This is a genomic window from Roseivirga sp. (assembly GCF_034669765.1).
Taxonomy (GTDB): Bacteria; Bacteroidota; Bacteroidia; order Cytophagales; family Cyclobacteriaceae; genus Roseivirga.
In genome coordinates, this window is the sequence record NZ_JAXMOQ010000003.1 from 405,673 (window position 1) to 432,245 (window position 26,573).

General features: G+C 40.6%; 28 protein-coding genes. 20 read left to right on the forward strand and 8 right to left on the reverse strand.

The window, feature by feature from the left end; genetic code table 11:
- Positions 1-68: 68 nt before the first annotated feature.
- Entirely contained in the window at positions 69-1,244 is a 1,176-nt protein-coding gene (locus tag VOI17_RS07940; RefSeq protein WP_323756712.1) for an alanine racemase, read from the reverse strand.
- Between VOI17_RS07940 and VOI17_RS07945 the strand changes: the two genes are divergently transcribed.
- The 5 genes from VOI17_RS07945 to VOI17_RS07965 all read left to right on the forward strand — a co-directional run bounded on the left by VOI17_RS07945 (position 1,213) and on the right by VOI17_RS07965 (position 3,863).
- Entirely contained in the window at positions 1,213-2,064 is an 852-nt protein-coding gene (locus VOI17_RS07945) for a DUF4349 domain-containing protein (protein WP_323756713.1), read from the forward strand. The two genes, VOI17_RS07940 and VOI17_RS07945, sit on opposite strands and share 32 nt — an antisense overlap.
- Positions 2,065-2,252: 188 nt before the next feature.
- Positions 2,253-3,104, forward strand: coding sequence for an SPFH domain-containing protein (locus VOI17_RS07950; protein ID WP_323756714.1), 852 nt, complete (start codon positions 2,253-2,255; stop codon positions 3,102-3,104).
- Between the two features lie 56 nt (positions 3,105-3,160).
- Entirely contained in the window at positions 3,161-3,307 is a 147-nt protein-coding gene (locus tag VOI17_RS07955; protein ID WP_323756715.1) for a hypothetical protein, read from the forward strand.
- A 5-nt stretch (positions 3,308-3,312) separates the two neighbouring features.
- On the forward strand, positions 3,313-3,483 hold the full coding sequence (locus VOI17_RS07960) for an Arc family DNA binding domain-containing protein (RefSeq protein ID WP_323756716.1): 171 nt from the start codon (positions 3,313-3,315) through the stop codon (positions 3,481-3,483).
- Complete coding sequence (locus VOI17_RS07965) at positions 3,483-3,863, forward strand: SdpI family protein (RefSeq protein WP_323756717.1); 381 nt, start codon at positions 3,483-3,485, stop codon at positions 3,861-3,863. The genes VOI17_RS07960 and VOI17_RS07965 overlap by 1 nt, the downstream gene beginning before the upstream one ends.
- 12 nt (positions 3,864-3,875) lie before the next feature.
- On the opposite strand, the gene VOI17_RS07970 is transcribed toward VOI17_RS07965, so the two are convergent.
- Positions 3,876-5,609 carry an ArnT family glycosyltransferase gene (locus VOI17_RS07970; protein WP_323756718.1) on the reverse strand — a complete coding sequence of 578 codons (1,734 nt, stop codon included), beginning with the start codon at positions 5,607-5,609 and terminating at the stop codon, positions 3,876-3,878.
- A gap of 82 nt (positions 5,610-5,691) precedes the next feature.
- Here VOI17_RS07970 and VOI17_RS07975 point away from each other — a divergent pair, with 82 nt between their 5' ends.
- The 3 genes from VOI17_RS07975 to VOI17_RS07985 all read left to right on the forward strand — a co-directional run bounded on the left by VOI17_RS07975 (position 5,692) and on the right by VOI17_RS07985 (position 7,407).
- On the forward strand, positions 5,692-6,078 hold the full coding sequence (locus tag VOI17_RS07975; RefSeq protein ID WP_323756719.1) for a GtrA family protein: 387 nt from the start codon (positions 5,692-5,694) through the stop codon (positions 6,076-6,078).
- Between the two features lie 17 nt (positions 6,079-6,095).
- A complete protein-coding gene (locus VOI17_RS07980; RefSeq protein WP_323756720.1) occupies positions 6,096-6,635 on the forward strand; it encodes a hypothetical protein in 540 nt (179 codons plus the stop codon).
- A gap of 136 nt (positions 6,636-6,771) precedes the next feature.
- Positions 6,772-7,407: a peroxiredoxin gene (locus VOI17_RS07985; protein ID WP_323756721.1), complete on the forward strand. Its 636-nt coding sequence runs from the start codon at positions 6,772-6,774 to the stop codon at positions 7,405-7,407.
- A 116-nt stretch (positions 7,408-7,523) separates the two neighbouring features.
- Here VOI17_RS07985 and VOI17_RS07990 read toward each other — a convergent pair whose 3' ends face one another.
- On the reverse strand, positions 7,524-8,231 hold the full coding sequence (locus VOI17_RS07990; RefSeq protein ID WP_323756722.1) for a DUF4197 domain-containing protein: 708 nt from the start codon (positions 8,229-8,231) through the stop codon (positions 7,524-7,526).
- A gap of 243 nt (positions 8,232-8,474) precedes the next feature.
- On the opposite strand from VOI17_RS07990, the gene VOI17_RS07995 reads away from it, so the two are divergent.
- The 6 genes from VOI17_RS07995 to VOI17_RS08020 all read left to right on the forward strand — a co-directional run bounded on the left by VOI17_RS07995 (position 8,475) and on the right by VOI17_RS08020 (position 11,814).
- Positions 8,475-8,714, forward strand: coding sequence for a DUF1059 domain-containing protein (locus tag VOI17_RS07995; RefSeq protein ID WP_323756723.1), 240 nt, complete (start codon positions 8,475-8,477; stop codon positions 8,712-8,714).
- Positions 8,715-8,732: 18 nt separating this feature from the next.
- A complete protein-coding gene (locus VOI17_RS08000) occupies positions 8,733-9,077 on the forward strand; it encodes a TfoX/Sxy family protein (protein WP_323756724.1) in 345 nt (114 codons plus the stop codon).
- A 98-nt stretch (positions 9,078-9,175) separates the two neighbouring features.
- Positions 9,176-9,796, forward strand: a complete 621-nt coding sequence (locus tag VOI17_RS08005; protein WP_323756725.1) for a class I SAM-dependent methyltransferase — start codon at positions 9,176-9,178, stop codon at positions 9,794-9,796.
- Positions 9,797-9,856: 60 nt separating this feature from the next.
- Complete coding sequence (locus VOI17_RS08010; RefSeq protein ID WP_323756726.1) at positions 9,857-10,234, forward strand: ester cyclase; 378 nt, start codon at positions 9,857-9,859, stop codon at positions 10,232-10,234.
- Positions 10,235-10,633: 399 nt separating this feature from the next.
- Positions 10,634-11,524, forward strand: coding sequence for a J domain-containing protein (locus VOI17_RS08015; protein ID WP_323756727.1), 891 nt, complete (start codon positions 10,634-10,636; stop codon positions 11,522-11,524).
- Positions 11,521-11,814, forward strand: coding sequence for a chaperone modulator CbpM (locus tag VOI17_RS08020; RefSeq protein ID WP_323756728.1), 294 nt, complete (start codon positions 11,521-11,523; stop codon positions 11,812-11,814). The genes VOI17_RS08015 and VOI17_RS08020 overlap by 4 nt, the downstream gene beginning before the upstream one ends.
- A 6-nt stretch (positions 11,815-11,820) precedes the next feature.
- On the opposite strand, the gene rapA is transcribed toward VOI17_RS08020, so the two are convergent.
- Positions 11,821-14,646, reverse strand: a complete 2,826-nt coding sequence (rapA, locus tag VOI17_RS08025) for an RNA polymerase-associated protein RapA (protein WP_323756729.1) — start codon at positions 14,644-14,646, stop codon at positions 11,821-11,823.
- Between the two features lie 543 nt (positions 14,647-15,189).
- On the opposite strand from rapA, the gene VOI17_RS08030 reads away from it, so the two are divergent.
- The 3 genes from VOI17_RS08030 (at position 15,190) to VOI17_RS08040 (ending at position 16,374) form a co-directional block, all read left to right on the forward strand.
- Positions 15,190-15,378 (forward strand): hypothetical protein, encoded by a 189-nt coding sequence (locus VOI17_RS08030; RefSeq protein ID WP_323756730.1) that lies wholly within the window; start codon positions 15,190-15,192, stop codon positions 15,376-15,378.
- Positions 15,366-15,671, forward strand: coding sequence for a type II toxin-antitoxin system RelE/ParE family toxin (locus VOI17_RS08035; protein WP_323756731.1), 306 nt, complete (start codon positions 15,366-15,368; stop codon positions 15,669-15,671). Before VOI17_RS08030 ends, VOI17_RS08035 begins: the two co-directional genes overlap by 13 nt.
- A 205-nt stretch (positions 15,672-15,876) precedes the next feature.
- A complete protein-coding gene (locus VOI17_RS08040) occupies positions 15,877-16,374 on the forward strand; it encodes a peptide deformylase (protein ID WP_323756732.1) in 498 nt (165 codons plus the stop codon).
- Between the two features lie 120 nt (positions 16,375-16,494).
- Here VOI17_RS08040 and VOI17_RS08045 read toward each other — a convergent pair whose 3' ends face one another.
- Both VOI17_RS08045 and VOI17_RS08050 read right to left on the reverse strand, forming a co-directional pair.
- Complete coding sequence (locus VOI17_RS08045) at positions 16,495-18,888, reverse strand: ABC transporter permease (protein WP_323756733.1); 2,394 nt, start codon at positions 18,886-18,888, stop codon at positions 16,495-16,497.
- Between the two features lie 445 nt (positions 18,889-19,333).
- Positions 19,334-20,197, reverse strand: coding sequence for a winged helix-turn-helix domain-containing protein (locus tag VOI17_RS08050; RefSeq protein ID WP_323756734.1), 864 nt, complete (start codon positions 20,195-20,197; stop codon positions 19,334-19,336).
- A gap of 196 nt (positions 20,198-20,393) precedes the next feature.
- On the opposite strand from VOI17_RS08050, the gene VOI17_RS08055 reads away from it, so the two are divergent.
- Both VOI17_RS08055 and VOI17_RS08060 read left to right on the forward strand, forming a co-directional pair.
- Entirely contained in the window at positions 20,394-21,008 is a 615-nt protein-coding gene (locus VOI17_RS08055) for a hypothetical protein (RefSeq protein WP_323756735.1), read from the forward strand.
- A 186-nt stretch (positions 21,009-21,194) separates the two neighbouring features.
- A complete protein-coding gene (locus tag VOI17_RS08060; protein WP_323756736.1) occupies positions 21,195-21,704 on the forward strand; it encodes a hypothetical protein in 510 nt (169 codons plus the stop codon).
- Between the two features lie 310 nt (positions 21,705-22,014).
- On the opposite strand, the gene VOI17_RS08065 is transcribed toward VOI17_RS08060, so the two are convergent.
- The gene (locus VOI17_RS08065; protein ID WP_062592837.1) at positions 22,015-22,260 is read right to left on the reverse strand and encodes a hypothetical protein; all 246 of its coding nucleotides are present in this window, start codon (positions 22,258-22,260) and stop codon (positions 22,015-22,017) included.
- 129 nt (positions 22,261-22,389) lie between these two features.
- Here VOI17_RS08065 and VOI17_RS08070 point away from each other — a divergent pair, with 129 nt between their 5' ends.
- Positions 22,390-25,356: a leucine--tRNA ligase gene (locus tag VOI17_RS08070; protein ID WP_323756737.1), complete on the forward strand. Its 2,967-nt coding sequence runs from the start codon at positions 22,390-22,392 to the stop codon at positions 25,354-25,356.
- Between the two features lie 292 nt (positions 25,357-25,648).
- Here the strand turns inward: VOI17_RS08070 and VOI17_RS08075 are convergent, their stop codons facing one another.
- Positions 25,649-26,533, reverse strand: coding sequence for an alpha/beta hydrolase (locus VOI17_RS08075; RefSeq protein WP_323756738.1), 885 nt, complete (start codon positions 26,531-26,533; stop codon positions 25,649-25,651).
- Positions 26,534-26,573: the final 40 nt, after the last annotated feature.

Sequence of the window (26,573 nt, forward strand, 5' to 3'; positions counted from 1 at the left end):
TGACCTGAGCCCGCTATCCAACAGATTCACAAACAAGACGATACCAATGACCCAATGGTTGCATCGACCTAAAAACTTTCTAAATGTTTAATTTCCTGACCATTAAGTGTAGTGTATGACTTCATTAGATTAGCGGTAAGACAGGAATGGATGGGAAGTACGCCCAATACATCACCTACTTCAATGGCTTCAAAAACTTCAGCAGAAGCCCTAAGTACTCCGTGCTCTTGAGAAAGAGACACCAGCTTTATTCCCTCCACAATGGGCGACCAACCCTCTTCTTCCAATACGACTACCTCTCCAAAAAATTTCTCTTCATTCGAATCAAAGAGATGATCTTTTGAAAAGTGAACGGCTCCACCATGAATAATGATTTCATTTCGACTTTCATTCTTGGCCACCACAGGACAGGCCATGGCCACAGCAATGTCACTTTCAGCGCAAACATCTAGATAGTTCATGACCAAATCGTAGAACACAAAATTACCAGGCCCAATTTCGTCCACCCCTTCCATATCTTCTACCAAAACGCAGCCAGGTGTATCTCCAACTCTAATTCTCAATGATTCTCCCGCAACACCCAATGTAGTTTTCACTGCCAGTATGTTTTTGATTACTCCCGCCCAAATGCCTTTAATCTCTTCTACCGAATTGGTGTGATAAGTATTCCCTGGGTGACAATATAAACCATAAAGATTCGTCATACTTCCTGCCTCAATCAATCCAACCAACTCCTTTACTTTGGCGATGTCTTCTGTAGAAACACCAGACCTTCCATAACCCGCATCCATTTCGATAAATAGGTTTGCTGGAGCAGTCAATTCTTCATTCAACCGATGAACAACCTCAGTGTTGACCACAAAAAGAGTGAGGTTGACATGTTGATCTAGCATCTTATTGATTGCTGGAATTTCATGCACATTAAAAGGAAAAGCAATGGTAATATTCTTCCAACCTGAACGAGCAAAAAATTCAGCCATCTTTACGGAAGAAACAGTGATACTTTCAATACCACAAGCCTTAAACCACTCACCTATTTCGGCAGATTGATGTGTTTTAAAGTGAGGAACCAGTTGCACATTCAAACGTTTGGCTTTGTCCACCATTTGCTGAATATTAATTTTGCACTGTTTTTCGTTGAGCAATAAGGTTGGTCTGGTAATTGCAATCATCGGGTTCGAACGATTAGAAACATTAAACATGAATACAGCCATGAAGAAACCACTTTTTTTACTGATGTCCATACTTATTTTAAGTAGTTGTGGCCCAAGTAACAGCGGCTACAACAGACAAGCACCTGATGATTCAGGAGTGCAAGTGGCAGAACAAGCGCCTCGGAGCGAGAGCATGAAGCTTTCTGCCGATAGTTATTCGGGCAGAGCGATGGCCACCTCGAATTTCGCGGAGCAAGACCAAACCTCAAAAATTATTACCACAGCCAACTTAAACATGGAAGTGGAAAGTTTAGAGAAATTCGAAGCCAGCTTAAGTGAGCTTCTGAATAAATACAAGGCCAATGTAACCAATCAGAGTCGAAATGATTCAGACAGAAGGTTAGATGCCTATTTTACTGTTCGTGTGCCAGAAGATCAGTTTGAAACGCTTTTCAACGAGCTTAAATCATTCGCTAAAAAAGTAGAACATCAGGCACTCAATCAGCAAGATGTGACTGAACAGTTTATCGATGTTGAAACCAGATTAAAGAACAGAAAGGCTTTGGAAGCTCGTTATTTGGAACTTTTGAAAAAGGCCAACAATGTGAATGACATGCTGAACATTGAAAGGCAATTGAACCAAGTGCGCTCTGAAATTGAATCTCAAGAAGGAAGGTTAAAATACCTTAACAGCCAAGTTGACATGAGCACTATTCAGCTGAATGCTTATGAAGTAAAACCTTATGTTTATGAGCCTGAAAATCAAGACAACTTTGGCCAACGCATTCTAAAATCCTTGGCCAATGGCTGGGCAGGCCTTATCAACGGAATCATGTGGATCATAGGTTTATGGCCATTATTTCTTGTCATTGGCTTAGTAGTATTGGTGATAAAAAAGAGGAAAGCGTAACAAATATTTTATCTATCAAGATTTTAAAAGTGGCCTTTGCCACTTTTTTTATGCCCAAAAATTGAAGTAGAGGCCACTTTCTAATAGTTAGAAAAAATATTTCAAACCTATTTTTCAGTTCTTCCGTAAAATGAGTTACTTTGATATTATATTGATATCACTTTAAATCAACTCAAAACACAAACATCATGAAAGAAGAAAAAACATTTGAACCAAGATCGGGTTTTCCCATGCTCCTTTTGAGCTTCCTGATTTTATTCGGTACCATAGCCGCGCTGGTCACTACGCATATGCCAATTTTTGCACTATTGTTCATCGTATTTTTCATCATGCTTTTGGGCTTTTTCATTATCAACCCAAATTCATCACGTGTAATGGTATTCTTTGGCGACTATCGCGGAACCGTTAAGAAAAACGGCTTTTTCTGGGCCAATCCATTCTATTCAAAAAAGAAAGTATCACTCAGAGCTTATAATTTTGATAGTGAAAGACTAAAAGTGAATGACAAACTCGGAAACCCTATTATGATTTCGGTGATCTTGGTTTGGCAGGTAAATAACACTTATAAAGCCATGTTTGAAGTAAATGATTACGAACATTTCGTTCGTGTTCAGTCAGATGCCGCAGTACGTAAATTGGGGGGAAGCTATGCTTATGACAATTTTGACAATGATGGCGAAATCACATTGAGAAGTGGTATGAACGAGGTTAATCACGACCTTGAGGAAGAGCTTCGCGAACGATTGGCCATGGCTGGAATTAATGTAATTGAAGCTAGAATCGGTTACTTGGCCTATGCCGAAGAAATTGCAAGTGCCATGTTGCAACGTCAACAAGCCACTGCAATAGTAGCAGCCAGACAGAAAATTGTTGAAGGTGCTGTGGGAATGGTAGAAATGGCCTTGGACGAACTAAATGCGAAAAGCATTGTAGAATTAGACGAAGAAAAGAAAGCCGCAATGGTGTCTAACTTAATGGTAGTACTTTGCTCTGATAGGGCCGTAACACCAGTAGTAAACACAGGAACACTAAATCATTAATTCATTCATTGATACCATAATTCATTCTCTCATTAATTCACTAAAACATTAATTCTATGGAATATAAAATCATATATAAAGGAGCATTCGAGAAAATGGAAAGCTTTGAAAAGAAGCTCAACGCAATGGCAACTTCAGGTTGGCGTGTGGTTACTTCGTACAGTAACGGTGCATACCTCATCTTGGGAAGATCTAAACATTAAAGCTTATGTCAAAGAAAAAGCCATTTGTACTACGACTAGACCCCGAGTTATTGGGTGCTGTTGAAAAGTGGGCTGCGGATGAATTTCGTAGTACAAATGGACAATTGGAATGGTTAATCAATAAGGCGTTGAAAGACGCTGGTAGACTTAAAAACAAACCAAAAACTGAAGAATAATGGAAGGACCCGAACTGCTCATCATACACCTAGTAGTAGCCTTTACCGTCATCCTCCCTGCAATACTGATGAAGCTAGCCGTCAGTGAATATCCAAACACTTTAATGGGCTATAGAACCCCAGCCTCATTAAGAAGCAAAGCAGCCTGGGATTTCGCACAAGCTTATAGCGCCAATCTCCTGCTCTGGTCTTCGGGCATAACATTGCTCGCCCAAGTGGTTACCTATATTATGCTTCCTGATGAAGCCTCAATACTCATTACATCAGGCGTAATGGTGGTAGGTATTGCCTTGGTGATAATTATGACAGAAAGCGGACTTAAAAAACGCTTCGACAAAAAGGGCAATCCAAAATCAAGCACTATTATTAGAGGAAACTAAAAGCAGGGGTGATTATTTAACAATCACCCGCTGTTTTCTACCGTTAATTGGCGCTTCAATTCCTTCCACCTGAATAGAAAAGCGTAAGTCGAACTTCCCTTCTATATCTGGCATTTTTACCTTTACAGTTTTGGTTAATTCTTCGCCAGGTGCAAGGCTTATTATTAAGGCTTCAAGTATATCGGTTGTTACGGGGTTAAGCCCTTTCAGAATATGTGCGTTGAGGTAAACAGCCCTTCCATTGACATCTGAAAAATCTACCGTATAGTCATAGTTGTTTTTCATGGTAATGTTAAAGGTCACTTCTTCACCAGAGGCAAACTCATCGTCTTCAAGTCCGTCAACTTCAACATTTACATTTCGGAACGATCTAAAATTCTCCACTACTCGGTAATGAATTCCCTTGCCAATAGAGGTAGTGAAAGTTTCATACTCCCCTTTTCGGTTATGTCTATCAATTAAGAAAATGGTTTTTCCCTGAAGGTTCTCTTCCAGCGGCCATAAATCGTGCTGTGTTTCTCTATAGTCAAATGTATTGTAGCAATGCACAATATCGCCCGTTAGGTAACTATACCGTGATGCACGCTCATAATGGTTGATAAATACAATCGGAAGACCTCCTGAAAGCTCTTCAACCTCTTCGGCCCAACCGTCCCAGCCATGAAGCACATCCCAACCCTCTGTCCATTTTGAAGGAAGAAAATCATACATCAAATAAATTCGTGCGGGGATAAAAAGCACCAATGAAATCACGCATAGTTTCATCATCCATTTTCTCCAATTTTCTCTACTAGTAATGTATTCATGCCCTAAAAGAATAAGTGGAATCATGACTACACTGGTCCAATGCTTGTGTACTTCTACCCTAAAAGCAGAAATCAAGAAGAAGATCAACACCCCAACAATATTGAACTTTAGGGCCCTGTGAAAAGCAGATTCGGTTTTATGTTTATAGGCAGCAGCAAATAGCATGACGCCAATTAAAGGCCCAAACACAAGTGGCTGAATGCTGATATAATAAAGGATTGTACCGAAGCTAAAGCCTAAATCTATACGATTGTAAAGATGAAATTTAATACTAGCGAAGTCGTGCATATACTGCCAATAGGTATGCGGCAGCATAAACACCACGGTTAAACCAACAATGGCCCAAAACGATTTCTTCTTAAAAAGTCCAAAATTGGAAAGCACCGTAAAGAACACAACCAACACTCCATGGTATTTGCTCATCATCACCAAAGCAATGTTCAAGGCAAGTAGCACTACGGTTTTCCAATTATCTTCTTTCAAATATTGTTTATAGAAATAGAAGAAGGTGGCTGTAAAAAACAAAAGAGGTACATCAGTTTTCACCAATAACCCACCCAAATGCACGGGTAACAAACCAAGCATCATCCATACAAAAAGCTTATCATCCTTGATTTCCAGCGTTCTGCGTAGTACAATGATGGTAAGAATATTGGTAATCAACATCCCCATTCTCAAACCCATATCATTGGGGATAAGCCAATAACCAGGTGCTGTCACTACGCCCACCATTGGCGGATGATCTAGATAGCTCCAATCCAAAAACTGAGAAAACAACCAGTAATAGGCCTCCTCCCCACTTACTTCAGTAAAGTAGTTCTGTATTAGGCCAGCGATTGTCCAAAGGATTAAAAAATAGAAAAAGAACCGTTCGTGTTTACCGTTCTGTTGCGTATCCAGTGAAGTCATTCCAATAGTCAAGTTTAAATCGAGGTTCAAAAGTACAAGTTTTCGCGTTATGAAAATTGTTCAGCATATTTGTATTTGACTTAACCCAAAATATCAGACCTCACCATTCTTAATGTTTGAATTAGGCCTTAAATTTTTAAAATTCAGTTTAGTAGGCCTTTCGGGTCTCGCCATCGACTTCTGCATCACTTTTTTGGTTAAGGAGAAATTGCGTCTGAATAAATACTTTGCCAATAGCCTCGGCTTTGTATTTGCCGCCACCTCCAACTATTTACTTAACAAAACTTGGACTTTTCAAGACACCAATCCAGACGCGGTCACGCAGTTCTCAAAGTACATTCTAATTGCCATCATTGGCCTTATCATCAATAACTTAATCATCTACTTGTTGGTGAATAAAAGGAAGGTGAATTTTTATTGGGCAAAACTAATGGCGATTGGTATTGTGGTTTTGTGGAATTTCATTGCCAATTATAACTTCACTTTTGTTTCTATTTAATCTTTCCAAACCACGCTATGAGAATCAAAACTGCTCTAATCTTAAGCATGTGTTTTAGTTTCTCTATTTCTAAAGCCCAAAAAGCTGAAGGCTATGGTTTGGAAATTCAAGCCTACCCAGCAGGAATGATGTTTCTGGCAAAAACTGCTTTCTCCTTAAATGAACAGAATATTTTGAATGCCCGAATTGGCTACAACATGGCCAGAAGACAAGATTTTGGAGAACATGACAATGAAGAAGGTGGTGGCTTGGGCTTGAATATGGGTTTCAAACATTATCTAAAACCAATTCACAGTGGCTTTTATTACGAACTTAAGTCCAGTATCTGGTTTATGAATATTGATTGGAGAGACAATAACCCGAATAGAAATGGCTCCACTTCCATCACTGTTTTTCAACCTACCGTTATGGCTGGTTACGATTTCAACCTGAGTTCCAAAATGTCTTTTGGACTGTATGCCGGATTTGGCTACGAAATCAATGTAATCTCATCTGGTGAGGATGTCGGGCAAGGCGGGATTTCTCTGGTCGGATTCTCTCTTTCGCGCAAACTTTAAGCAAAAAATTCGCCTCTCTCCAATTTCCTGAATTACTATTAGAATATTTATCCTATTACTTCTATAGACTTTATGTATACCAGTCAAAATGATTAGTTTTGCGTATCAATTAGTTCACAATAAAATATCATTGAACATGAGCATTAGATTAGGAGACATTGCCCCAGATTTTAAAGCAGAAACTACTGAGGGCACCATTAATTTTCACGAGTGGTTAGGCGACAGCTGGGGAATGCTGTTTTCACACCCAGCAGATTATACACCAGTTTGCACCACTGAATTAGGCCGCACTGCTCAATTAAAATCAGAATTCGAGAAACGTAACGTAAAAGTACTAGCCGTTTCAGTCGATGGGTTAGAATCGCACAAAGGCTGGATTAAAGACATTGAGGAGACTCAAAACACAACTGTAAACTTCCCAATCATTGCCGATGAAGATAAAACCGTTGCCAATCTGTATGATATGATCCACCCAAATGCCAACGATACGCTAACTGTACGTTCTGTATTTATTATTGGTCCGGACAAAAAGGTAAAATTAACTTTGACTTATCCGGCTTCAACAGGCAGAAACTTCCACGAGCTTTTAAGGGTGATTGATTCACTTCAATTGACAGCAAATTTTAGCGTAGCTACCCCAGCCGATTGGAAAGATGGAGATGATACTGTTGTTTCACCATCCATTGCTACAGCTGATATTCCAGCAAAATTTCCGAAGGGGCATCGCGTAGTGAAACCTTATTTAAGGTACACCCCACAGCCTAATAAATAAAATTGAGAAAAGTAAAAAGGACTTCGAAATGAAGTCCTTTTATATTTAATCCATTGTTCTAACAGAAGGATCCTGAGACTTCCGAGACTTCGGAGTCAGGATGACTGGCTGATTACCTATTTACCAAACACCTTTTTTAATAATTCTGAAGTTCTTGCTCCCGCATTATCTCTAATGTTAAGCTCTTCTTTGGCGATCATCAAAAATAGACCATCAATGGCTTTGGCTGTAACATAGGCTGTTAAATCAGTCTCTACTTTCTTTACAAATGGCACTTTATTATAAGTCCCCATTACATCTGACCAATACTTAGTAGCGTTTACCTTTTGCAAGGAAGCCTCAATAATTGGATTAAATTTACCTTCTAGCGAAGTAGTTGTTTCCCTTTCTAAGAATTGTGTAGCGGCATCCTTATCTCCTTTTACAATATTGATAGCATCCGTAATGGTGAGTGATTTAATGGCTGCAATAAAAATATCTTTCGCTTCGTTAGCTGCATCCTCAGCCGCACGGTTCAAAGACTCTACCGCTTGATCTACCTGATTGCCCAATCCTAGTGCCCTCAATTTGTTCTCCACGGCTTCTGCTTCTTGCGGAAAAGGGATTTTAATTTCGGGGTTTTTATAATAGCCGTCCGCTTTTGAAAGCAAGTCAACACCCTTGGAGGTTCCTTGTTCTAAAGCTTCTTTCAGGGCATTAGCAGCTTCCTCTTTAGAAAAGACAGCTCCTCCACCAATTAAATCTTTGGCCTTTTTGAAAATTTGGGCCTCAGCAGCACAACTAAAAACAAGAAAAAAGGAAAGTAGTAATGTTAGTTTTTTCATAATGATGATTCTTTGATTTGAACTTAACGAATGGTTTAGCAAAATACACACCAAAACAGGTTAAATTTTTATAAAGTAGAAATGATGAAGACCTAATATTCTTTAATCGTCATCTCTCCCCTTTATTATATATTGTCCCTAAGACTCTAAAACATTGATACTTAAATTAAGACGAAGATTTACTAGATTGAAGGTGCGCGGAGAATAAAACAGAAATAGCCGTCAATTACCAAAATAGAAATTATGAAAACGATGAACTGTAATCAATTGGGAGGGGCATGTGAGCAAGAATTTCATGCAAATACTTTTGAAGAAATGGCAGAAATGGCACAGAAACACGGTATGGAAATGTTTCAGAAAAAAGATGAAGCTCACCTTAAAGCAATGAGAGAAATGCAAGAAATAATGAAATCTCCACAAGAAATGAAAGTATGGTTTGACAACAAGAAATTGGAATTCGAAAATTTACCTGAAGACAAATAGCGCTCAGCTGATTAAAACATGGCTTACGATATTTATTTAGGAGAAAGAATCAGTCAAATCTTAAAATCGAGAGGCGTACCCTTTACCGAAAAGAAAATGATGGGTGCCTTAATTTTCATGGTAAATGAAAAAATGTGCATCGGAATTCATACTAACAAGAAGTACGGTGACAGCTTGGTGATGGCTAAAATTGGGGCCAAAGCCTATGAAACAGAGATTAAAAAAGAGGTTTGTCTGCCCATGGACTTTTCAGGCAGGCCATCGTTAAACTTTATCTATATCATACCCGATGGCTTCGATATGGATGAAGATTTAGAGTACTGGGTTGATCTCGCTGTTGCTTTTAATAAAAATACCCACTAAAATCTTCATTTCAAAGCTAGTAGTACTTCAGATTAAACCTTCCATTGCCACTTATATATAATAGACAACAATATAAAACATATCCGGTTTACTATAGAATGGAATTTTTAGACCAAGAGAAACATTGGAATAACATCTATCAAACCAAAGCACTCAAAGACCTAAGCTGGTACCAACCTACCCCCGAAACGTCTCTCAATTTTTTCAAAGAATTCAAAGTACCTCTCACCGCAAAAATCATTGATATTGGTGGCGGTGATAGCTTTTTAGTCGATCATTTACTTGACTTAGGCTATACCGATATTTCTGTATTAGACATTTCTGAAGCTGCACTCAATAGAGCAAAACAACGACTTGGCAAGCGAAGCGAAAACGTAAAATGGATTGTCGCAAATGCAGCTTCATTCAAACCAAAGGAAAAGTACGATTTCTGGCACGACAGGGCTGCTTTTCACTTTCTAACCGAAGTAGACCAAATCTCTAACTACGTTGACTTTGCAGGTAAAAACATCAATTCAGATGGTATTTTGGTGATCGGTACATTTTCGGAACAAGGCCCTAAAAAATGCAGCGGTATAGATATCAAACAGTACTCTGAAACTTCAATGGAGGAAACCTTTAACCCATTTTTTGAGCGCATCAATTCCGTAACGGTTGATCATAAAACTCCATCCAACACCATCCAAAATTTCACTTTTTGCAGCTTTAGAAAAGCATGAACTAGTAAGATTTAGACGCATTTCTTTAATAAGCTTCATCAACCCATCAAAAACACGAATATGGATTTAGAAAAGAATAAACAAAACGCCATTGCCTTCTATAAAACCGCCTATGAGGGAAATCCTCTAAAAGCAATTGAGGACTATGTTGGTCAAGACTATATTCAGCATAACCCTGATGTTAAGAATGGAACCGAAGGCTTTATCAGCTATTTTGAGCGGATGCAGACCGAATATCCCGTTAAGTCCATTACGTTTGTGCGCTGTATTGCCGAAGGGGATTTAGTGGCGCTACACACCCACCAAACCTGGCCGGGGAATGACCAATACGTCACCATGGACTTTTTCCGTTTTGATGAAAACGGTAAAATCTGTGAGCACTGGGATGCTATTCAACAAATCCCAAGCACCTCTAAGAACCCCAACACCATGTATTAAAACTGACTTTGAGCACCTCTATCTCCCTTTTTAATGCAAGAGAGGTGTTTATTTTCAGAATAGCTCCTCCTCCAAATTGAGCATTTACAGCCCATTTCAGTACAGATACTTCCCTGCTTCTATCTAGCTAGCACTATAGCATTCCTTCACTTTCTTACACCCAACTCCTCATTCTCCAAGGAGGCTGGGAGGATTGGCATTTTGGGAAAAATTCACCAAAGAGATCACTCTTGATAAAGGCCAGAGAACTAAATAGATTCAAAATTCCTTACATTGAAAAGAAACATAGTAAAGCTAAATTAATGGCATTTGCCCATAAAATTATGACCATTTCCCATGTCACTTACGTTGAATACAATTGAACAAACTGAATTAGATTACCCATACAACAACACTTAAATGGAATTTATTGACTACTACAAAATTCTTGGGATTGATAAAAAATCAACCGAAAGCGACATTAAAAAGGCTTATCGGAAATTGGCCCGAAAGTATCACCCTGATCTAAATCCTGACGATAAAGAAGCAGAGAAGAAATTCAAGGAGATCAATGAAGCCAACGAGGTGCTTAGTAATGTAGAAAACCGAAAGAAATACGATAAGTATGGTAAGGATTGGAAGCATGCAGAAGAATTTGAGAAAGCACAACAGCAACAACAATCTCAGCGAGGTCATCAGCAACAACAAGGTCTAGGAGGTTTTTCAGAAAGTGATTATTCAGATTTTTTCGAATCGATGTTTGGAGGTCGAGGTAGTAGATCAGGCAATGTTCAATTCAAAGGACAAGATTACAATGCCGAATTACAGCTTGACCTGAATGATGTTTACACTACCCATAAACGTACATTAACCGTCAACGGTAAAAACATCCGCCTTACCATTCCTGCAGGGGTTAAAAATGGACAGGTCATCAAAATTAAAGGGCATGGCGACCCAGGCATAAACAAGGGGCCAAATGGCGATTTGTACATCCAATTCTCAGTCGAAAACCATTCCAAATTCAAACTTGATAATGATGATTTATATACAAACGTAGACCTTGACTTATACCTCGCCCTTTTAGGAGGAGATCTTATAGTGGATACTTTTGATGGAAAGGTGAAACTAAAAATACAGCCCGAAACTCAAAACGGCACAAAGGTTAAACTTAAAGGAAAGGGCTTCCCTGTATATAAAAAAGAGGGTACGTTTGGAGACCTATACATCACCTATAATGTGACCTTGCCTACCAACCTTACCGACAAGGAAAAAGAATTATTTAATGAACTAGCTAAATTACGATCAGCATGAGCATAGAAAATTTCATTCCGATAAATCAATTGTGTACGCACTATAAAGTTGAAATGTCATTCTTTACTCATTTGAATGAGTTTGGTTTGATCGAAATCGAAACGACAGAAGAATCACTCTACATTCATCAGGATAAAATCACTGATGTAGAAAAAATGATCCGACTACACGTTGAACTGGACATCAATTTTGAAGGAATCGATACCGTGTTTAACTTATTAGAGAAAATCCATGACCTGCAAGCGGAGTTAACCGCTACCAAAAACAGGCTACGATTGTACGAAGACTAAACAGGCTCAAGCTCCTTCTTTAATCAACTGAAGGGCATCCATTCTTACACGGGAGCTTCTGATCAGCCGTGAAAGCATGGCTTCTTCATTAAGGGCAATCTGAATTTCTTCTGGCCGGATGCTTTTGTTTTTCTCGTGAAGCGATGCCAGCCTACCAATTTCATGATTCATGGTAAGGTTCATCTGTTTTAGCCCTTTTATGACTTCTTTCTCTCTATGCCCTTCTACCAATTCTGTGGCGCACTTGATCATATGAGGAAGAATAGTGTCCACCAAATACTCATTCTCCAGCAAATCATTCACTTGCCCTGGCCTTAGTTGCTGATCGAACAATTCAACCGGATACTCTTCCGTAACCTCCTCACCGCTATGATCCACGACAATCCTCAAAGGCGTATTGGGAAGAAAACGATCCACATTGATATTCTTGCCACCCGATGTTTCGAGCACAAAAAGCACTTCCAAAAGAATCATTGAATTCCCAGTTCCGCGAAGCACTCCATAACTGGCGCCTCCTGTTCCTGAGCTCAGCATCATATCTATGGCACCTGTGGCCATCGGGTGATCCCAACTCACAAAACTGATATCTTCCCTACTCAAGGCGCGTTTTCGATCAAAAGTGATTGAAATCCCTTGGTCTGGAATAGAGGGGAATTGAACCGCATTGGCCTGTTGCGGATGTAATAAATAAGTCCTTGGTGCCAAATCTTCCATGTCAACTCCGAATTGCTCAAAAACCTGAGTCATGTACTTCTCCAGATCCATATCCAAGTCTGCCGCTTTGATCCGCTCTACCAATTTTCCAGCAACTCTAGGTCGGAAGGAATTCATTTCGAGCAATCGATCCCGACCATTGGCCAGCATTTCCTTTAGCTTTTGATGATAAGCCGCGGTATCGGAAATCAGCGATTCAAGTTGATTATCAGTGGCTGCTGACGAAACAGACAAGGTGGCTTCCTTCAATCGATGGTAAAACAATTGCACCAGTTGATTTCCACCCTCTAGGTTTTCTTCAAAAGCATTTAACCCTTCGTGAAACCATCGAACAAGCACTTCTTGCGGACTTCCCTCTAGGTACGGCACATGAATTTGAATATCTTCCAATTGCCCAATCCGATCCAATCGCCCAATTCTTTGTTCCAACAATTCTGGATGAACTGGCAAATCAAACAAAATAAGGTGATGTGCGAATTGAAAATTCCTTCCCTCACTCCCTATTTCAGAACAAAGGAGTAAGCGAGCACCATCAGGTTCAGCAAACCAAGCCGCATTCCTATCCCTTTGCACAATGGTAAGGTCTTCGTGAAAAACGGCCACTTTTATGCTACTCAGCTTTTTTAAAGCAGCCTCCAAGGCCAGTACTTTTTCTTTACTTCTGCAAATAAGCACCACTTTTGACGGCTTCAATTGCTTCATCAGTTTCACCAACCAATTCACCCTTGGGTCTTCAGTAAACCAAAACTTTTGCTTCGCAGAACCTGACGGTTCCATATCGATGGCATACTCCTGAGATAAACGTTTTACCCATCGGTCATGCTCTTCTGCTGCTTGAACAGGACTAAGATGAACTTTTCGTTTTGGAAAGCCACTCATGGCTGAGCGTGTGTTTCTAAACACTACTCGTCCTGGGCCATGTTGATCGAGCAAATCTTCAATAAGGTGGTTTTTGGCAGCTTCGCTCCCTTTTGCAAAGGCTTCCATTCTTTCCTTCCCAAACATCGATTCCAATAATTGGACATCAGCTGCTTCTAAGTCTTTTCCAGATAATAATTGCTCTACAATATTCGCTACGGCAGTGTGGTCCTGTGTTTCATTTTTGAAAGTTTCATAATCCGCATACCGCTCTGGGTCGAGCAATCGAAGTCTAGCAAAATGACTTTCAACCCCCAACTGCTCAGGGGTGGCGGTCAATAACAACAAGCCCTTTGCCACTTTACTCAAGAGTTCTACAATCGCATACTCATGGCTTACTTTATCAACAGACCATTCCAAATGATGGGCTTCATCCACCACAAGCATATCCCAACTGGCCGTTAGCGCCTGCCGAGCACGGGTTTGTGAACCCGCCACAAATGAAGTACTGCAAATAATCAACTGATCATCTAAGAACGGATTCCCTTCTGGCGCACTTTTATCGAGCGAAGCACAGCGCTCTTCATCATAAATATGAAACCACAGGTTAAATCGTCTTAGTATTTCCACAAACCATTGGTGTACCAATGAGTCTGGAACAAGGATTAGTACCCTGGAGATTCGTCCGCTCAACAATAGACGATGCAAGATCAAACAGGCCTCTATGGTTTTACCAAGCCCCACTTGATCGGAAAGCAACACGCGGGGCGCATAGCGCGAACTAACCTCATGGGCAATATATAATTGGTGGGGAATAAGGTCGATTCGACCACCCACAAATCCATTGATGGGCGAAATTCTTCTGTGGTGGTCGTATTCGAGTGTTTTTCTGCGTAGCGCAAATGCCTGTGGCGTTTCGACATCCCCCATAAAAAGGCGATCATCCACACCGTGCGTCACGGTTACATCCCCAAGTTGAGCTTCCGATAGGCTTCTATCTTTTCCAAAATAAATAAACAAATCACCCTTCTCTTCCACACGAGCCACCAATAAGGGTTGCTGATTCTTATCTACGATGGTATCTCCTAGTTTGAAAACCACCCTGCGCAAGGGAGCATTCTCCATGGCGTACTGTCGAGTTTCATCCGGCACAGGAAAATGAATAATCACCCTCCCTTTACTGATTCCTGTAACGATTCCTACGCCTAACTCAGGCTCTCCCTCACTTGTCCATCTTTGCTCTGGAAAGAAGTTTCCCATAGAATAATTCTTATTTGGTTAATGTTGAAATTGAGTCAGGCCAAAAGGATTTCCCTCTGGATTGCAGTGCTCTCTTCCTAGTCAGCAAAGTTGACGAACAAATTCAATATAGACTTACAAATATTTGCGAAATGTGATTAAACTGGCTGGGCTAAGCGTATCGCTCAGACCAACTCAAATTTCAATGTATTTCGACACTCCCCTAGCCCCTCTTTTTAGAGGGGAATGGTTCATCATTATTTTCAAGTTCCACAACCAATCTCAAACTAGAGACCTCCAATCTTTATTAACCACCATGGCATTCCCTCCTCGAGGAGGGTTAGGGAGGTGATGGAGTGTGAAAAATTAGCAGAAAATTTACCTCAATGTTCTAATTGATAATTTGAATTAGTCTCGCTCAGACCAACCAAAAACAAAAGTCCAAGCGAGATGGTTGAACTAGCGTTAGGCACTTAAGTCAAAAGCACATTAACCAAACCTTATAATTTAAAGATTTACCGAGAATACAAATCGAATAATAATGACATTCGTTACATTAGTATTATGGAAGCAAAACTTAAAGAGCACTTAATTCAGATTGCGGATCAGCTCACACCCGAGTCAACTCTTGAAGATGTTTTTGAGCAGCTTTCACTTCTTTCAGACATTGAAACCTCTGAGCAACAAGAAAAGGCGGGTGAAACGCTAAGCCACCGAGAAGTTGAAGAAGCCTCAAAAGCATGGTTAAAATAATCTGGACCAAGCGAGCATTCGGTCAACTCGAAAGAGCGATAAAGTATATTAAAGAAGAACAAGGCATTGGCTATGCCGAGCCTGTACTCAACAAAATTCTCAGCCACACCAAACTCTTAGAAGGAAACCCAAGGCTAGGTACTGTCGAACCCCTCCTCGAACACAAAAAGTCAGAATACCGCTTTTTAATCGTTTGGAGTTACAAAATAATTTACCGTGTTGCATCCGACAAAGTGGTGATATCTAGAGTATTCCATATGTCTAGAAACCCCAAAAAACTAAAAGGGGTATAAAACCCAATTAAACAACCTCCACCCACTATTAACCACCACAGCATTCCCTCCTTTTCTTGCGCTCGAAGTTTTCACTGGTGGCGATAGCCTATAGCGAAGGAGCAGAAGCGGATGAAAGAGGTGATGGAATACGAAAAATTGTTAGATTGAGAGAAATATCTGATAACAATATAAATAAATGGACACCGATTTCAAACACAAAAACATGAGCTTAAAAGGACTAAAAGACATTCTCCAACTAGGCCACCCTTTACTTTATGAGAAGTGTGAACCCATTTTGGAATCAGAGCTTCCGCTTATAGCCGATTGGGCAAAGGACTTGGCAAACGCAATGACTGAAATAAGAGAAACCTATCACTTTGGACGTGGCATTGCAGCGCCACAGTTGGGCATAATGAAACGCCTCATCTACATTGACATCGACAATAATCCGAAAATCATAATTAACCCAGAGCTGACCAATTTAAGTGATGAAATTTTCGAAATGTGGGATGACTGCATGAGTTTCCCTAATCTATTAGTGAAGGTAAATCGACATAAAAAACTAACATTGACTTACCGTAATGGGGATTGGCAACTCCAAACTTGGAATGCTGAAAACGATGAATCAGAACTTATTCAACACGAATACGACCATCTTAATGGCATTCTGTGCACTATGCGCGCGATTGATAACAAATCCTTTAAGTGGAGAAATAGTTAAGCTGTATTCAATCTCATCACAGATCTTAACATCTCATTACCATTCCTCCAAACCGTCCTATATAAAAAAGGCTCATTCCATTGACGGAATGAGCCTTTTAGATTTTAATTACTTTACGCCTTATTCACTCCTCAACTTTTCCGCAGGATTAGCGGTGGCTGCTTTAAGGGCATGATAACCAGTGGTAAGCACGGTGACTACAATAGTCCCAATCAATACAGTAGCGAAGATTGTGAATCCTGGAGTTATATGGAATTGGAAATTTTCTAGCCAATCCATCATAGAAAAGTAGCCCAATACTGATGCTGGTATAGCAGCTATCACGATTAGGATCACAAAGTCTTTAATGAGCAGATTAATTAACCCTTGTGTATTAGCGCCAAGCACTTTTCTGATGCTAATTTCCTTAGAGCGCTGTTCCGCTGTGTAGGAAGCCAAGCCCAATAAGCCCAAACAAGCAATTAAGATGGTCATACCTGAAAAACCCAAGAATAATTGACCACGAATTTGATCAGCCGCGTAACTCTTCATGAATTGCTCATCGATAAATACAGGTTCAAATGCTGTGTTAGGATATGTTCTTTCCCATGCTTCCCTGATGTAGGCAACCGTAGGCGCCACATCACCTGTTATTTTAATTAATGCAGAAGGATTGATACGACCTGGGGTAAACATTAAAGCCGCAATTGGCTCGTACAGCGATTTTTGATGGAAATCTTTGACCACACCTACAACTACGGCAGAAGGCAGAGACTCGTCCCCTGATATATTTACTTTTTTTCCGATCGGGTTAGTCCAATTCATTCTACGCACCATGGCCTCATTTACCATTACGGCTTGAGAGGAGTCTGAAGGAAAATCCAATGAAAAGTTTCTGCCTTCAACCACCTCAATACCTAGGGTAGGAAAGAAATCATAATCTACCTGATAATGGTCTAAGCCACGGTTATCCATTGGCCCTTCTTCAGTCTCAATTGGCATTACGTTTTTAGCATAATCATTGCCGGGAGTAGTGCTGGCAGAGGCAATGCCGCCAATATTGGTGTTTTGAGCCAATTCATTTTTAAGAATATTCCATTTCTCCACATCGGCCCTACTTCTAAAGTCAATTTGCATCACCTGCTCTTTGTCAAAACCTAAGTCCTTGTCCCTAAGAAATTGCATTTGACGATAAATAACCATGGTACCAATCAACATGAAAATGGAAATGGTGAACTGTAGAAATACCAAGAATTTCCTTAAGAATTTACTGCCAGATTTTCCGCCACCTCCTTTAAGCACAGCCGCTGGCTGAAAAGATGACAGAAAGAATGCAGGGTAACAGCCACCCAAAATCCCTGTAATAAATACAATACCTATGACTGCCAGTATCACATTAGTATCAAGCAATGCCTCGATAGCTAAATTAGTACCTACAATGTTGTTTATTACAGGAACCACAAGCATCATTACGATAATACTTAAGAACAAAGAGATTAGTGTAATTAGAATTGATTCAGTCAAAAACTGACCTATTAAACCACCTCTTTGAGCCCCCATCACTTTCCTCAAACCAACTTCCATAGACCTTTTGGAAGATCGTGCTGTGGCCATGTTCATATAATTGATACTGGCAATAATGATGAGGAAAATTGCTATTGCTGTGAAAATTTGAACATACTCATTATTGCCCACTGCCACCGGTTCTCCTTCAAAGTCGGATGTCAAATGGATATCCTTTAACGGGACTGGTATCATTTTAACCTTGATATTCAGCGGGTCAAAAATCGGAGCAATATATTTGGTAACAGTCTCATCAAGCTTCACCTGTAAGGCTTCTTGCGTTACCCCCTCATTCACTAAAACATAGGAAAAAACACCCCAGCCTCCCCAGCTACCATCTCCTTGTGTGAAGATGGTCTTCCAAGAGACCAGTGCTTCGGCAATGAGGTGAGAAGTTTGAGGCATGTCTTTGTATACACCAGTAACTTGTAAGGAAATTTCTCTATTCCCATCGCTTCTGAGTGTTTGACCAATGGGGTCTTCATTTTTAAATATTTTTTCAGCCATCGACTGATTGATAACAATCGAATTTGGCGCCTCCAATGCAGTTTTAGGGTTTCCAGCTACGAATTCAAAATCAAATATTTCGAAAACCGTGGAATCTGCAGCATAGACATTCTCTTGATAATATTCAACTTGATTGTAATCGAATCGCCTGCCTCCTTGACCACTTATACCAGACAATCGAGTGGCCTGTACTACTTCTGGGTTTTCATTTTTAATCGTAAACGCAGCGGGGTTTGTCATATTTGCCCACCTAAATGAATTGTCAGGTTCAGTAATTTCTGTCGACAAACGATAGATTCGATCACCCTTAGAGTGCTGTTTATCGAAACTCGTTTCATGAAAGATGTACAGTAGAATTATTAAACTAGAGGCAATACCAACCGTGAGTCCAATAATATTGAGGGCAGTGTAGCCCGGTTGTCTTAGTAGGCTACGGAATGCTACCTTAATGTAATTTTTAAGCATGTTTGTTGTTTATTTAGATTTGAGAATCTGATTAAAAATAATTGACCGTTATAAAAGTAATAAAAAATACGTAACGTGTTACGCAATGAGCAATAGTAGGTTATAAATTGCGAATACCTTGAAAGAAGACGGCAGACACATGCTAAAGACGCACAGAAAAGCAGTAATGTTTTCGGGGAATTAAAAAGTAAAGAGATACAAGCTAGCACTGTCCATTCCCCCTCCCGAAGCTTCGGGATTGAAAAAGGGGGTCAGGGGGATTAGAACTCCAACTTTAACGATATTTAATCCCAAACCTCCCAACCTCCTTCGCCAAGGAGGAGTGTTCGTGCAAACAACCTTCCCCTCCCTGGTATTAGCGTCTCGCTGAGACCATCGTAAGATGAAAGTCCAAGCGAGACGCTTGAACTAGTAATGCAGAGAGCTAAGTCAAGTCAACTTATCACTAACCTACCTCCAGCTTATAGCCTACACCATGCACATTGGTCAATTGAATGGACTTATCCTCTTTTAAGATCTTGCGGAGTTTTGAAATAAACGTATCCAAACTTCTTCCTACAAAAACACCATTGTCTTCCCAAACCCTTTTTGTGAGTTCATCTCTTGTAATAATTTGATTAGGCTTGCTAGAAAAAATCTGCAACAGCTCACATTCTTTTTTGGAAAGACTGATTTCCAGGCCACCCTTCATCAGCTTATTCTGAGCCGGGTAAAAATCAAACATGCCAAGTGCTAAAGATTCTTGGTGAATTTCTTTCTCCTTTACAGGCTGCTTTCTTTTATAAAATGGAAATACAAAGAGTAGTAAAGAGGCTATTGCGGGGGCTATCAGAAGTGCTTTTTGGTTCATAAGAGAAGGTTCCATTTCAGTAAACTTCACTTGTAAATTATAAGCACTTTGAGGCAAGTCTCTGCTTAAACAAGGGATGATGCTGTTTTTACGGTCAAACTTCATTTCATAGCTGTATGCGACTTCTTGATCTGAGTTTTGGATAAGTTCAACACGGTAATAGTTAGGAAGCCCCGAAGCCTGAAAGCTTTCTTCAATTACGGACACCAAGTGATCTGGCGTCAATGAAAGGTCATTCTGAAATGAGAGTTGATACTTCGATTCGTCTAACTCAATGACAGGCAATACCAACGAAGTTGAGTCTTGATTGGAAAGCAGCAGTTGATTTCCCACAGCTCTTAAAGCAACTTTAACTTGCCCCGAAAAGTCTTCCGCTCTTTCGTTTGGGCTAGAGAAAATCCAAGTGAGAAAAATGACAACAGCTAAGGCGCTAAACGAATAAATCTTTCTTCTGCTCATAGTAAGTGTAAATAAGCCATAAAGTGTCGATTTTTTGCTGTCGTTGACACTTCTTTTACATTCATTTGACACTTCTAGTGGCTTTTCGCTTTAGGTTTACTCATAAGGATATAATTATTTCAAATGCCATAGAATTCAGAATTGCCCTGCGTTTAAAATAACACATAACTTTAAATATCAGCAATAAATACGCCCTATGAAAACAACAAGAAACATCCTTCTGACCCTAGTCCTACTCCTCAACTCAATGTTGAGCTTTGGCCAAGAGCAGGAAGCGGAGAAACCAGCGGAAAGACTATTAGAAGCAGACAGCACTTGGGGCAAAGAGCTTTTTCAGTTTCCGATAAGTTTTGCACAGGAAATCAATTTTCAAGGCGCAGAAGTGGCGCTTTTCCCAAAGGGTTGGTCAAATGAGGAAAGCCCTGAGTTCTGGTCATATGCGTTTGTATGGGAAATAGATGTCGACAAGCTAGTGACAAAGTCTGTTCTTGAAAGTAGCTTACAACTCTATTTTGATGGTTTATTGGGTATAGATACTTGGAAAAAAAACAATGCGGGTATTCAGAATACCAAAGCGCTACTGGTCGAGAAAGAAGCCAGTAAAAGCACTTCTCGATTTACGGGACAACTCGATATTTTTGAGAGCCGCTATACACAAAAGCCCATGACACTACAGGTTACCATAGTACAGCGCTATTGCGAGCAAACCAAAGAAGCCGTCATCCTATTTAAGTTTTCACCCAAAGATTTTGACCATAACACTTGGGTGAAATTAGATGAGATCGAGTTGAGGGAAGGCTTGTGCAAGTAATGCACTCCCCACTGGTCTTCGCGTCTCGCTGAGACCGACCTTAAGTTTCGTCAATCACCTCATATTAACCACCATATTACCAAACTCGCCAACGCGAATAAAAGAGCTGGTCAAGTTCAAAAAATCATTAGATTGATGGAAAATACAGAAAGCGTTACACATCAGTGTGTCCCCAAAAATAGACTTATGAAGAAAAATATACTTTTCATTATTGCATTCGTGTCCTGTACATCCGTTTTCGGACAATCTATCGATAAAACATATGCCGAAGATGTTAAGTCTATTGATGCAATTATCAATGCTTATTACGATGTAATTTCGGGCTCAAGCAATGATCCATGGCAATTTGAGCGAGACAAATACATTCATTCCGCTAATGCGGTTATTACGAGGTTAGATGAAAATGGAAATGCTGACTCCCATTCATTGGAGACGGAATACCTTCCAATGGCGCTAGCACCTAGAGAGAGTTTCTATGAAAAAGAACTTAAGCGAGAGACGAGCCATCATGGCAATTTGGCTCAAGTATGGAGTGCTTTCGAAATAAGAACCAATCCAGAAATAGCATCAAATATTAGAGGGTTGAATAGTATTCAGCTTCATTTTGAAAAAGGCAGGTGGTGGATTGATAGCTGGACATGTGAAATGGAGTCTGAGAAAAACCCTTTGGTATCGGATTTCTTGAAAAAGAAGTGAAACCTCCAACTATTATTATACCTCCACAGCATACACTGTCGCAGGTTCTCCGAACCTGTGACTAATTATTAAAAAGGGACTCTGTCCCGTTCAAACTAACTCAACATTTAACAATCTCAATTCTTCTACTGGCCCTCTTTCGCCTCTCGCTGAGACCAAAATAAAAGTCCAAGCGAGACGCATGGACTAGTGGACAGGCTTGGACTAGTAGAGGGCTTGGTATCATACGGACAGAGTCCTAGAAACCATAGTGGGTCACAGGTTTGGAAAACCTGCGACAGTAGCTAAGGGCATTAACAGAAACTTGAACTCAATCCTTCTTCAAAATCACTTTCTGATTTTCCGTAATCGCATCCACCATCCGCACATAACTTACGCGTTCTCCAGTTTCAATCGACTCGTAAAAAAATACCAGTTCTTCTAATACCACTTTACAATCGCCCAAATCATAGCGCAGCGAGGTCACTACATCGCCCTCGTTTATGGGATTGCTATTCAGATCGAGCAGTTTTGGCGCCTGCTTTTCTTTGGGCTTCTTTTTAAATAAACCGAACATAGATTTCTATTCAATGATTAAATATAAGGGCTCTTGCCCAAAAGGCACGAATAATCGCGAAAATGATTTATTCAAGGGCGAAAAACACTATTTTTGCGCACTTTAGATATTAGAAACGGTTAAGCGGCAATGGCAGATTATAATCACAAGCATATAGAGCCTAAATGGCAGGCATTCTGGAACCAAAACCAGACGTTCAAAGCTACAGTAGACAAGAGCAAACCCAAGTTTTACTCGCTCGACATGTTCCCCTACCCTTCGGGCGCTGGACTTCATGTGGGTCATCCGCTGGGCTATATCGCTTCAGATATCGTTTCTAGGTTCAAGAGAAACAAAGGCTTTAATGTATTGCACCCTATGGGCTTCGATGCCTTCGGTTTACCTGCCGAGCAATATGCCATTCAAACTGGGCAGCACCCTGCCATTACCACCAAAGAAAATATCGACCGCTACAAAGAGCAGTTGAAGAACATCGGCTTTTCCTTTGATTGGGACAAAGAAATTCAAACCTGCGACCCTGCGTACTACAAATGGACGCAGTGGATTTTCCTTAGAATTTTCAACAGCTGGTACAACAAAGCCACCGAAAAGGCCGAAACCATCGACCAATTGGTAGCCACCTTTGGCCAATCGGGCAATACCAATGTAAATGCCGCTTGCGATGAAGATACTCCGTCTTTTTCAGCAGACGAATGGAATGCTTGGTCGGAAGAAGAGCAGCAGCGCATGTTGCTCAAATACAGACTCACTTACCTTTCCGAAACCTCGGTAAACTGGTGTCCCGAACTGAAAACCGTATTGTCTAACGATGAAGTAAAAGATGGTTTTTCGGAACGTGGTGGCCACCCTGTAGTAAAGAAAAAAATGAAGCAATGGAGCATGCGCATCACCGCCTATGCCCAAAGATTGCTCGAAGGTTTGGACAACCTAGATTGGTCAGAACCATTGAAAGAAATGCAGCGCAACTGGATTGGTAAATCCATTGGTGCCGAACTAGCCTTCCCCGTAATCGGTCATGATTTGAAAATCAATGTGTTCACCACGCGTATCGATACGATTTTCGGGGTAACATTCTTGTCTTTAGCACCAGAAAGCGAAATGGTGGCCGAATTGACCACAGAAGATCAAAAAGAAGCAGTAGCGGCTTATGTAGAAACGGCCAAAAACCGTTCGGAACGCGACAGAATGAGTGATGTAAAAACCATCTCAGGCGTGTTTACGGGCAGTTATGCGACCAATCCGTTCAACGGAGAAAAAATTCAAATCTGGATTGCTGATTACGTTTTGGCGGGTTATGGTACTGGTGCAGTAATGGCCGTGCCTTGTGGTGACCAACGTGATTACGACTTCGCGAAGCACTTCGATTTACCGATTGTTCCGGTAATTGAGGGCGCAGACATCAGCGAAAAAGCCGACCCGACCAAGGAAGGCGTCATGATGAATTCTGGTTTTTTGAATGGGATGAGTTGTAAAGACGCCATTGCTAAAGCCATTGAGTTTGCAGAAGAAAAGAAAGTCGGAAAAGGCAAAATCAACTTCAGAATTAGAGATGCCATTTTTGCGCGTCAAAGGTATTGGGGCGAACCGGTGCCTGTCTATTTCAAAAACGATTTACCTTATTTGGTAGACGAGGCTGACTTGCCGATTATTCTTCCAGAAATTGATAAATACTTACCTACTGAAGATGGCGATCCTCCATTGGCCAGGGCCGAAAATTTTAATTATACGCCAAAAGGCGAAACCCAAGCTTATCCATTAGAAATGAGCACTATGCCGGGTTGGGCAGGCTCAAGCTGGTATTGGTACCGTTATATGGACGCCAAAAACGATACGGCCTTTGTAGACAAAGACATTCAGGAATATTGGGGGAATGTGGACTTGTACATTGGTGGTTCTGAACACGCCACGGGTCACTTGCTGTACTCTCGTTTCTGGAATAAAATCTTGTTCGATTTAGGCATTGTGAACCAACAAGAGCCTTTCAAGAAATTGATCAACCAAGGCATGATTCAGGGGAGATCGAATTTTGTAAGACGACTGTCTTATAGAGCACTAGAAGATGAGAACCTTACTCTACCACAGATATTTGTGTCTTACGGAATACTACAAAAGTTGAACAATGAATACTCAAAAGACAAGGAAGAGGGGCAGAAATACTATCCTACTGAAGAATTTATATTAAATGAATTTGAAAGAATACTAAGGAGACGATCAAATGAAGCTTATGATAAATACACTTTGGATGTCGGTGGTAAACTGGGTGGATTGGTATCACAAATGCATGTAGATGTCAGTATTGTTTACAATGATGAACTCGACATGGAAGCCTTCCGAAACTGGCGACCTGATTTAGCTGATGCAGAATTTATCACTGAAGAAAATGGTAAATTCACCTGTAGTTGGGAAGTAGAGAAAATGTCCAAGTCGAAGTACAATGTGGTCAACCCAGACGATATTATTGAGCGATACGGTGCCGATACGCTTCGTTTGTATGAGATGTTCCTTGGACCTTTGGAGCAATTCAAGCCTTGGAATACCAATGGCATTGATGGCGTTTCTAAATTCCTAAAGAAGCTTTGGAGACTCTTCTATAACCAAGAAGGTGAGTTTGCAGTAAGCGATGAAGCACCAAGCAAAGCAGAGTTGAAAGTGCTACACAAAACCATCAAAAAAGCGGAAGAAGACATTGAGCGTTATTCGTTCAACACTTCTGTCAGTAGCTTTATGATTTGTGTGAATGAGCTTACCGCATTGAACTGCAATAACCGTCAGGTGTTGGCTGATTTAGTGGTGTTGATCTCGCCTTATGCGCCACACATTACCGAAGAGCTTTGGAGCTTGTTGGGCAATAAGGAAAGTATTGTAAATACGCCTTACCCTGTTCTGAATGAAGAGTTTCTGCAAGAAGACGAGCATGAATACCCAATTGCGTTCAATGGTAAAATGAGGGTAAAAATGAGTTTCGCTGTAGACAAGCCTAATGCTGAAATTCAAGCGGAAGTACTCGCCAACAAAGACGTTCAGAAATGGCTCGAAGGCAAAACCCCTAAAAAGGTAATTGTGGTACCGAAGAAGATTGTGAATATTGTTATTTAGTACGGAGTAGATGGTATTGAGTATTGAGAAAAAAGCCTGATTCGAAAGAATTGGGCTTTTTTTGGTTTAAAATCAACAACAAATCCCCCTCCAACCTCCCCCCCTTGCTTTGCCGAAGCTTTGCGAAGGCAAGAAGGGAGGACAGCGGCAGATGTAAAGAAACTTCAGAAGTAAAACATAAGCTCTGCTGCTTTTATCCCCCGCTGCACGTATGCTGAAGCTTTAGCGCGTGCATGGCGTGGACAGCAAGCAGACCAAGGGCTAGGCGTCAAAAAAGGAGATTAAAACCTACCTAACTCCCACTCCTAATCCCCTCCAACATCTCCAAAATCGTTTCCTTAACCAAGTCAGATTCGTTCCAAGGTAGGAAGTGATTTTGTTTGGGAAGCATAATAATTTTATGGGGTGCGTTTACCAAAACGCTATCTGCAAAAGGCCCATTTCCGGGGTGAACTAGATTATCTTCCTCACCTTGAATAACCACGCTGGGCACAGTGATATTCTTCCAAAGCGGCATCATCAATTCAAGTTCTTCTCGTAAGAAAATAAGCTCTTCATTAGAGACTCTAAAGATTTTAGGGAAAATACCTTCAATGATTGGCAAACGCATGGGGACTCTAAACCAATCTTCATGCGGTTCTAATTCAGCTGAAAGTGCTGGCGCTAACATGATAACTCCATCTACTAATTCCGGATAATCCATCGCCATTCTGGCAACAATTGGCCCTCCTAAAGAATGTCCGATCAGGATTCTTGGAGCAGGATATTCCTCTAAAATAGGTGCTAAATATTTGACTTGGGCTTCTAATGAAGCCACTGGTTTTCCGTAACTCGATTTACCAAAACCTGGGCGGTCAGGAGAAATAATGACCGCTTTATTATAAAGTGTGCTGTCTACAAAATAGTCGATAAAGGCATCCCAAGAACCGGGCGTTCCATGTATAAAAATGAAAGTAGCAGGTTGATTTAAGTCCAACACCTCGTAGTGCATTTTATAGCCGTCAACGATATAAGACTCACTTACTGGTTTTACAGGCTGTTCTTCAAAAAATTCAGCTACCTCCTTATCACTTTTCGAAAAAGAGACACAACCACTTACAACCTGAGATAAAACTATAATGAGCACTACGCTAGAAAGGCAACCTATTCTTACTCTTTTAGACCACTTCTTATTCATAACCATTAGAAACATACCATAAAAAAACCACTCCCTAGCG

What these genes read in the sequence shown, in the direction of transcription:
- VOI17_RS07945 (WP_323756713.1), top strand. Translation starts at nt 1,213, where the DNA reads ATGAAGAAACCACTTTTTTTACTGATGTCCATACTTATTTTAAGTAGT.
- VOI17_RS07940 (WP_323756712.1), bottom strand. Translation starts at nt 1,244, where the DNA reads ATGGACATCAGTAAAAAAAGTGGTTTCTTCATGGCTGTATTCATGTTT.
- VOI17_RS07950 (WP_323756714.1), top strand. Translation starts at nt 2,253, where the DNA reads ATGAAAGAAGAAAAAACATTTGAACCAAGATCGGGTTTTCCCATGCTC.
- VOI17_RS07955 (WP_323756715.1), top strand. Translation starts at nt 3,161, where the DNA reads ATGGAATATAAAATCATATATAAAGGAGCATTCGAGAAAATGGAAAGC.
- VOI17_RS07960 (WP_323756716.1), top strand. Translation starts at nt 3,313, where the DNA reads ATGTCAAAGAAAAAGCCATTTGTACTACGACTAGACCCCGAGTTATTG.
- VOI17_RS07965 (WP_323756717.1), top strand. Translation starts at nt 3,483, where the DNA reads ATGGAAGGACCCGAACTGCTCATCATACACCTAGTAGTAGCCTTTACC.
- VOI17_RS07975 (WP_323756719.1), top strand. Translation starts at nt 5,692, where the DNA reads ATGTTTGAATTAGGCCTTAAATTTTTAAAATTCAGTTTAGTAGGCCTT.
- VOI17_RS07980 (WP_323756720.1), top strand. Translation starts at nt 6,096, where the DNA reads ATGAGAATCAAAACTGCTCTAATCTTAAGCATGTGTTTTAGTTTCTCT.
- VOI17_RS07985 (WP_323756721.1), top strand. Translation starts at nt 6,772, where the DNA reads ATGAGCATTAGATTAGGAGACATTGCCCCAGATTTTAAAGCAGAAACT.
- VOI17_RS07990 (WP_323756722.1), bottom strand. Translation starts at nt 8,231, where the DNA reads ATGAAAAAACTAACATTACTACTTTCCTTTTTTCTTGTTTTTAGTTGT.
- VOI17_RS07995 (WP_323756723.1), top strand. Translation starts at nt 8,475, where the DNA reads ATGAAAACGATGAACTGTAATCAATTGGGAGGGGCATGTGAGCAAGAA.
- VOI17_RS08000 (WP_323756724.1), top strand. Translation starts at nt 8,733, where the DNA reads ATGGCTTACGATATTTATTTAGGAGAAAGAATCAGTCAAATCTTAAAA.
- VOI17_RS08005 (WP_323756725.1), top strand. Translation starts at nt 9,176, where the DNA reads ATGGAATTTTTAGACCAAGAGAAACATTGGAATAACATCTATCAAACC.
- VOI17_RS08010 (WP_323756726.1), top strand. Translation starts at nt 9,857, where the DNA reads ATGGATTTAGAAAAGAATAAACAAAACGCCATTGCCTTCTATAAAACC.
- VOI17_RS08015 (WP_323756727.1), top strand. Translation starts at nt 10,634, where the DNA reads ATGGAATTTATTGACTACTACAAAATTCTTGGGATTGATAAAAAATCA.
- VOI17_RS08020 (WP_323756728.1), top strand. Translation starts at nt 11,521, where the DNA reads ATGAGCATAGAAAATTTCATTCCGATAAATCAATTGTGTACGCACTAT.
- rapA (WP_323756729.1), bottom strand. Translation starts at nt 14,646, where the DNA reads ATGGGAAACTTCTTTCCAGAGCAAAGATGGACAAGTGAGGGAGAGCCT.
- VOI17_RS08030 (WP_323756730.1), top strand. Translation starts at nt 15,190, where the DNA reads ATGGAAGCAAAACTTAAAGAGCACTTAATTCAGATTGCGGATCAGCTC.
- VOI17_RS08035 (WP_323756731.1), top strand. Translation starts at nt 15,366, where the DNA reads ATGGTTAAAATAATCTGGACCAAGCGAGCATTCGGTCAACTCGAAAGA.
- VOI17_RS08040 (WP_323756732.1), top strand. Translation starts at nt 15,877, where the DNA reads ATGAGCTTAAAAGGACTAAAAGACATTCTCCAACTAGGCCACCCTTTA.
- VOI17_RS08045 (WP_323756733.1), bottom strand. Translation starts at nt 18,888, where the DNA reads ATGCTTAAAAATTACATTAAGGTAGCATTCCGTAGCCTACTAAGACAA.
- VOI17_RS08050 (WP_323756734.1), bottom strand. Translation starts at nt 20,197, where the DNA reads ATGAGCAGAAGAAAGATTTATTCGTTTAGCGCCTTAGCTGTTGTCATT.
- VOI17_RS08055 (WP_323756735.1), top strand. Translation starts at nt 20,394, where the DNA reads ATGAAAACAACAAGAAACATCCTTCTGACCCTAGTCCTACTCCTCAAC.
- VOI17_RS08060 (WP_323756736.1), top strand. Translation starts at nt 21,195, where the DNA reads ATGAAGAAAAATATACTTTTCATTATTGCATTCGTGTCCTGTACATCC.
- VOI17_RS08065 (WP_062592837.1), bottom strand. Translation starts at nt 22,260, where the DNA reads ATGTTCGGTTTATTTAAAAAGAAGCCCAAAGAAAAGCAGGCGCCAAAA.
- VOI17_RS08070 (WP_323756737.1), top strand. Translation starts at nt 22,390, where the DNA reads ATGGCAGATTATAATCACAAGCATATAGAGCCTAAATGGCAGGCATTC.
- VOI17_RS08075 (WP_323756738.1), bottom strand. Translation starts at nt 26,533, where the DNA reads ATGAATAAGAAGTGGTCTAAAAGAGTAAGAATAGGTTGCCTTTCTAGC.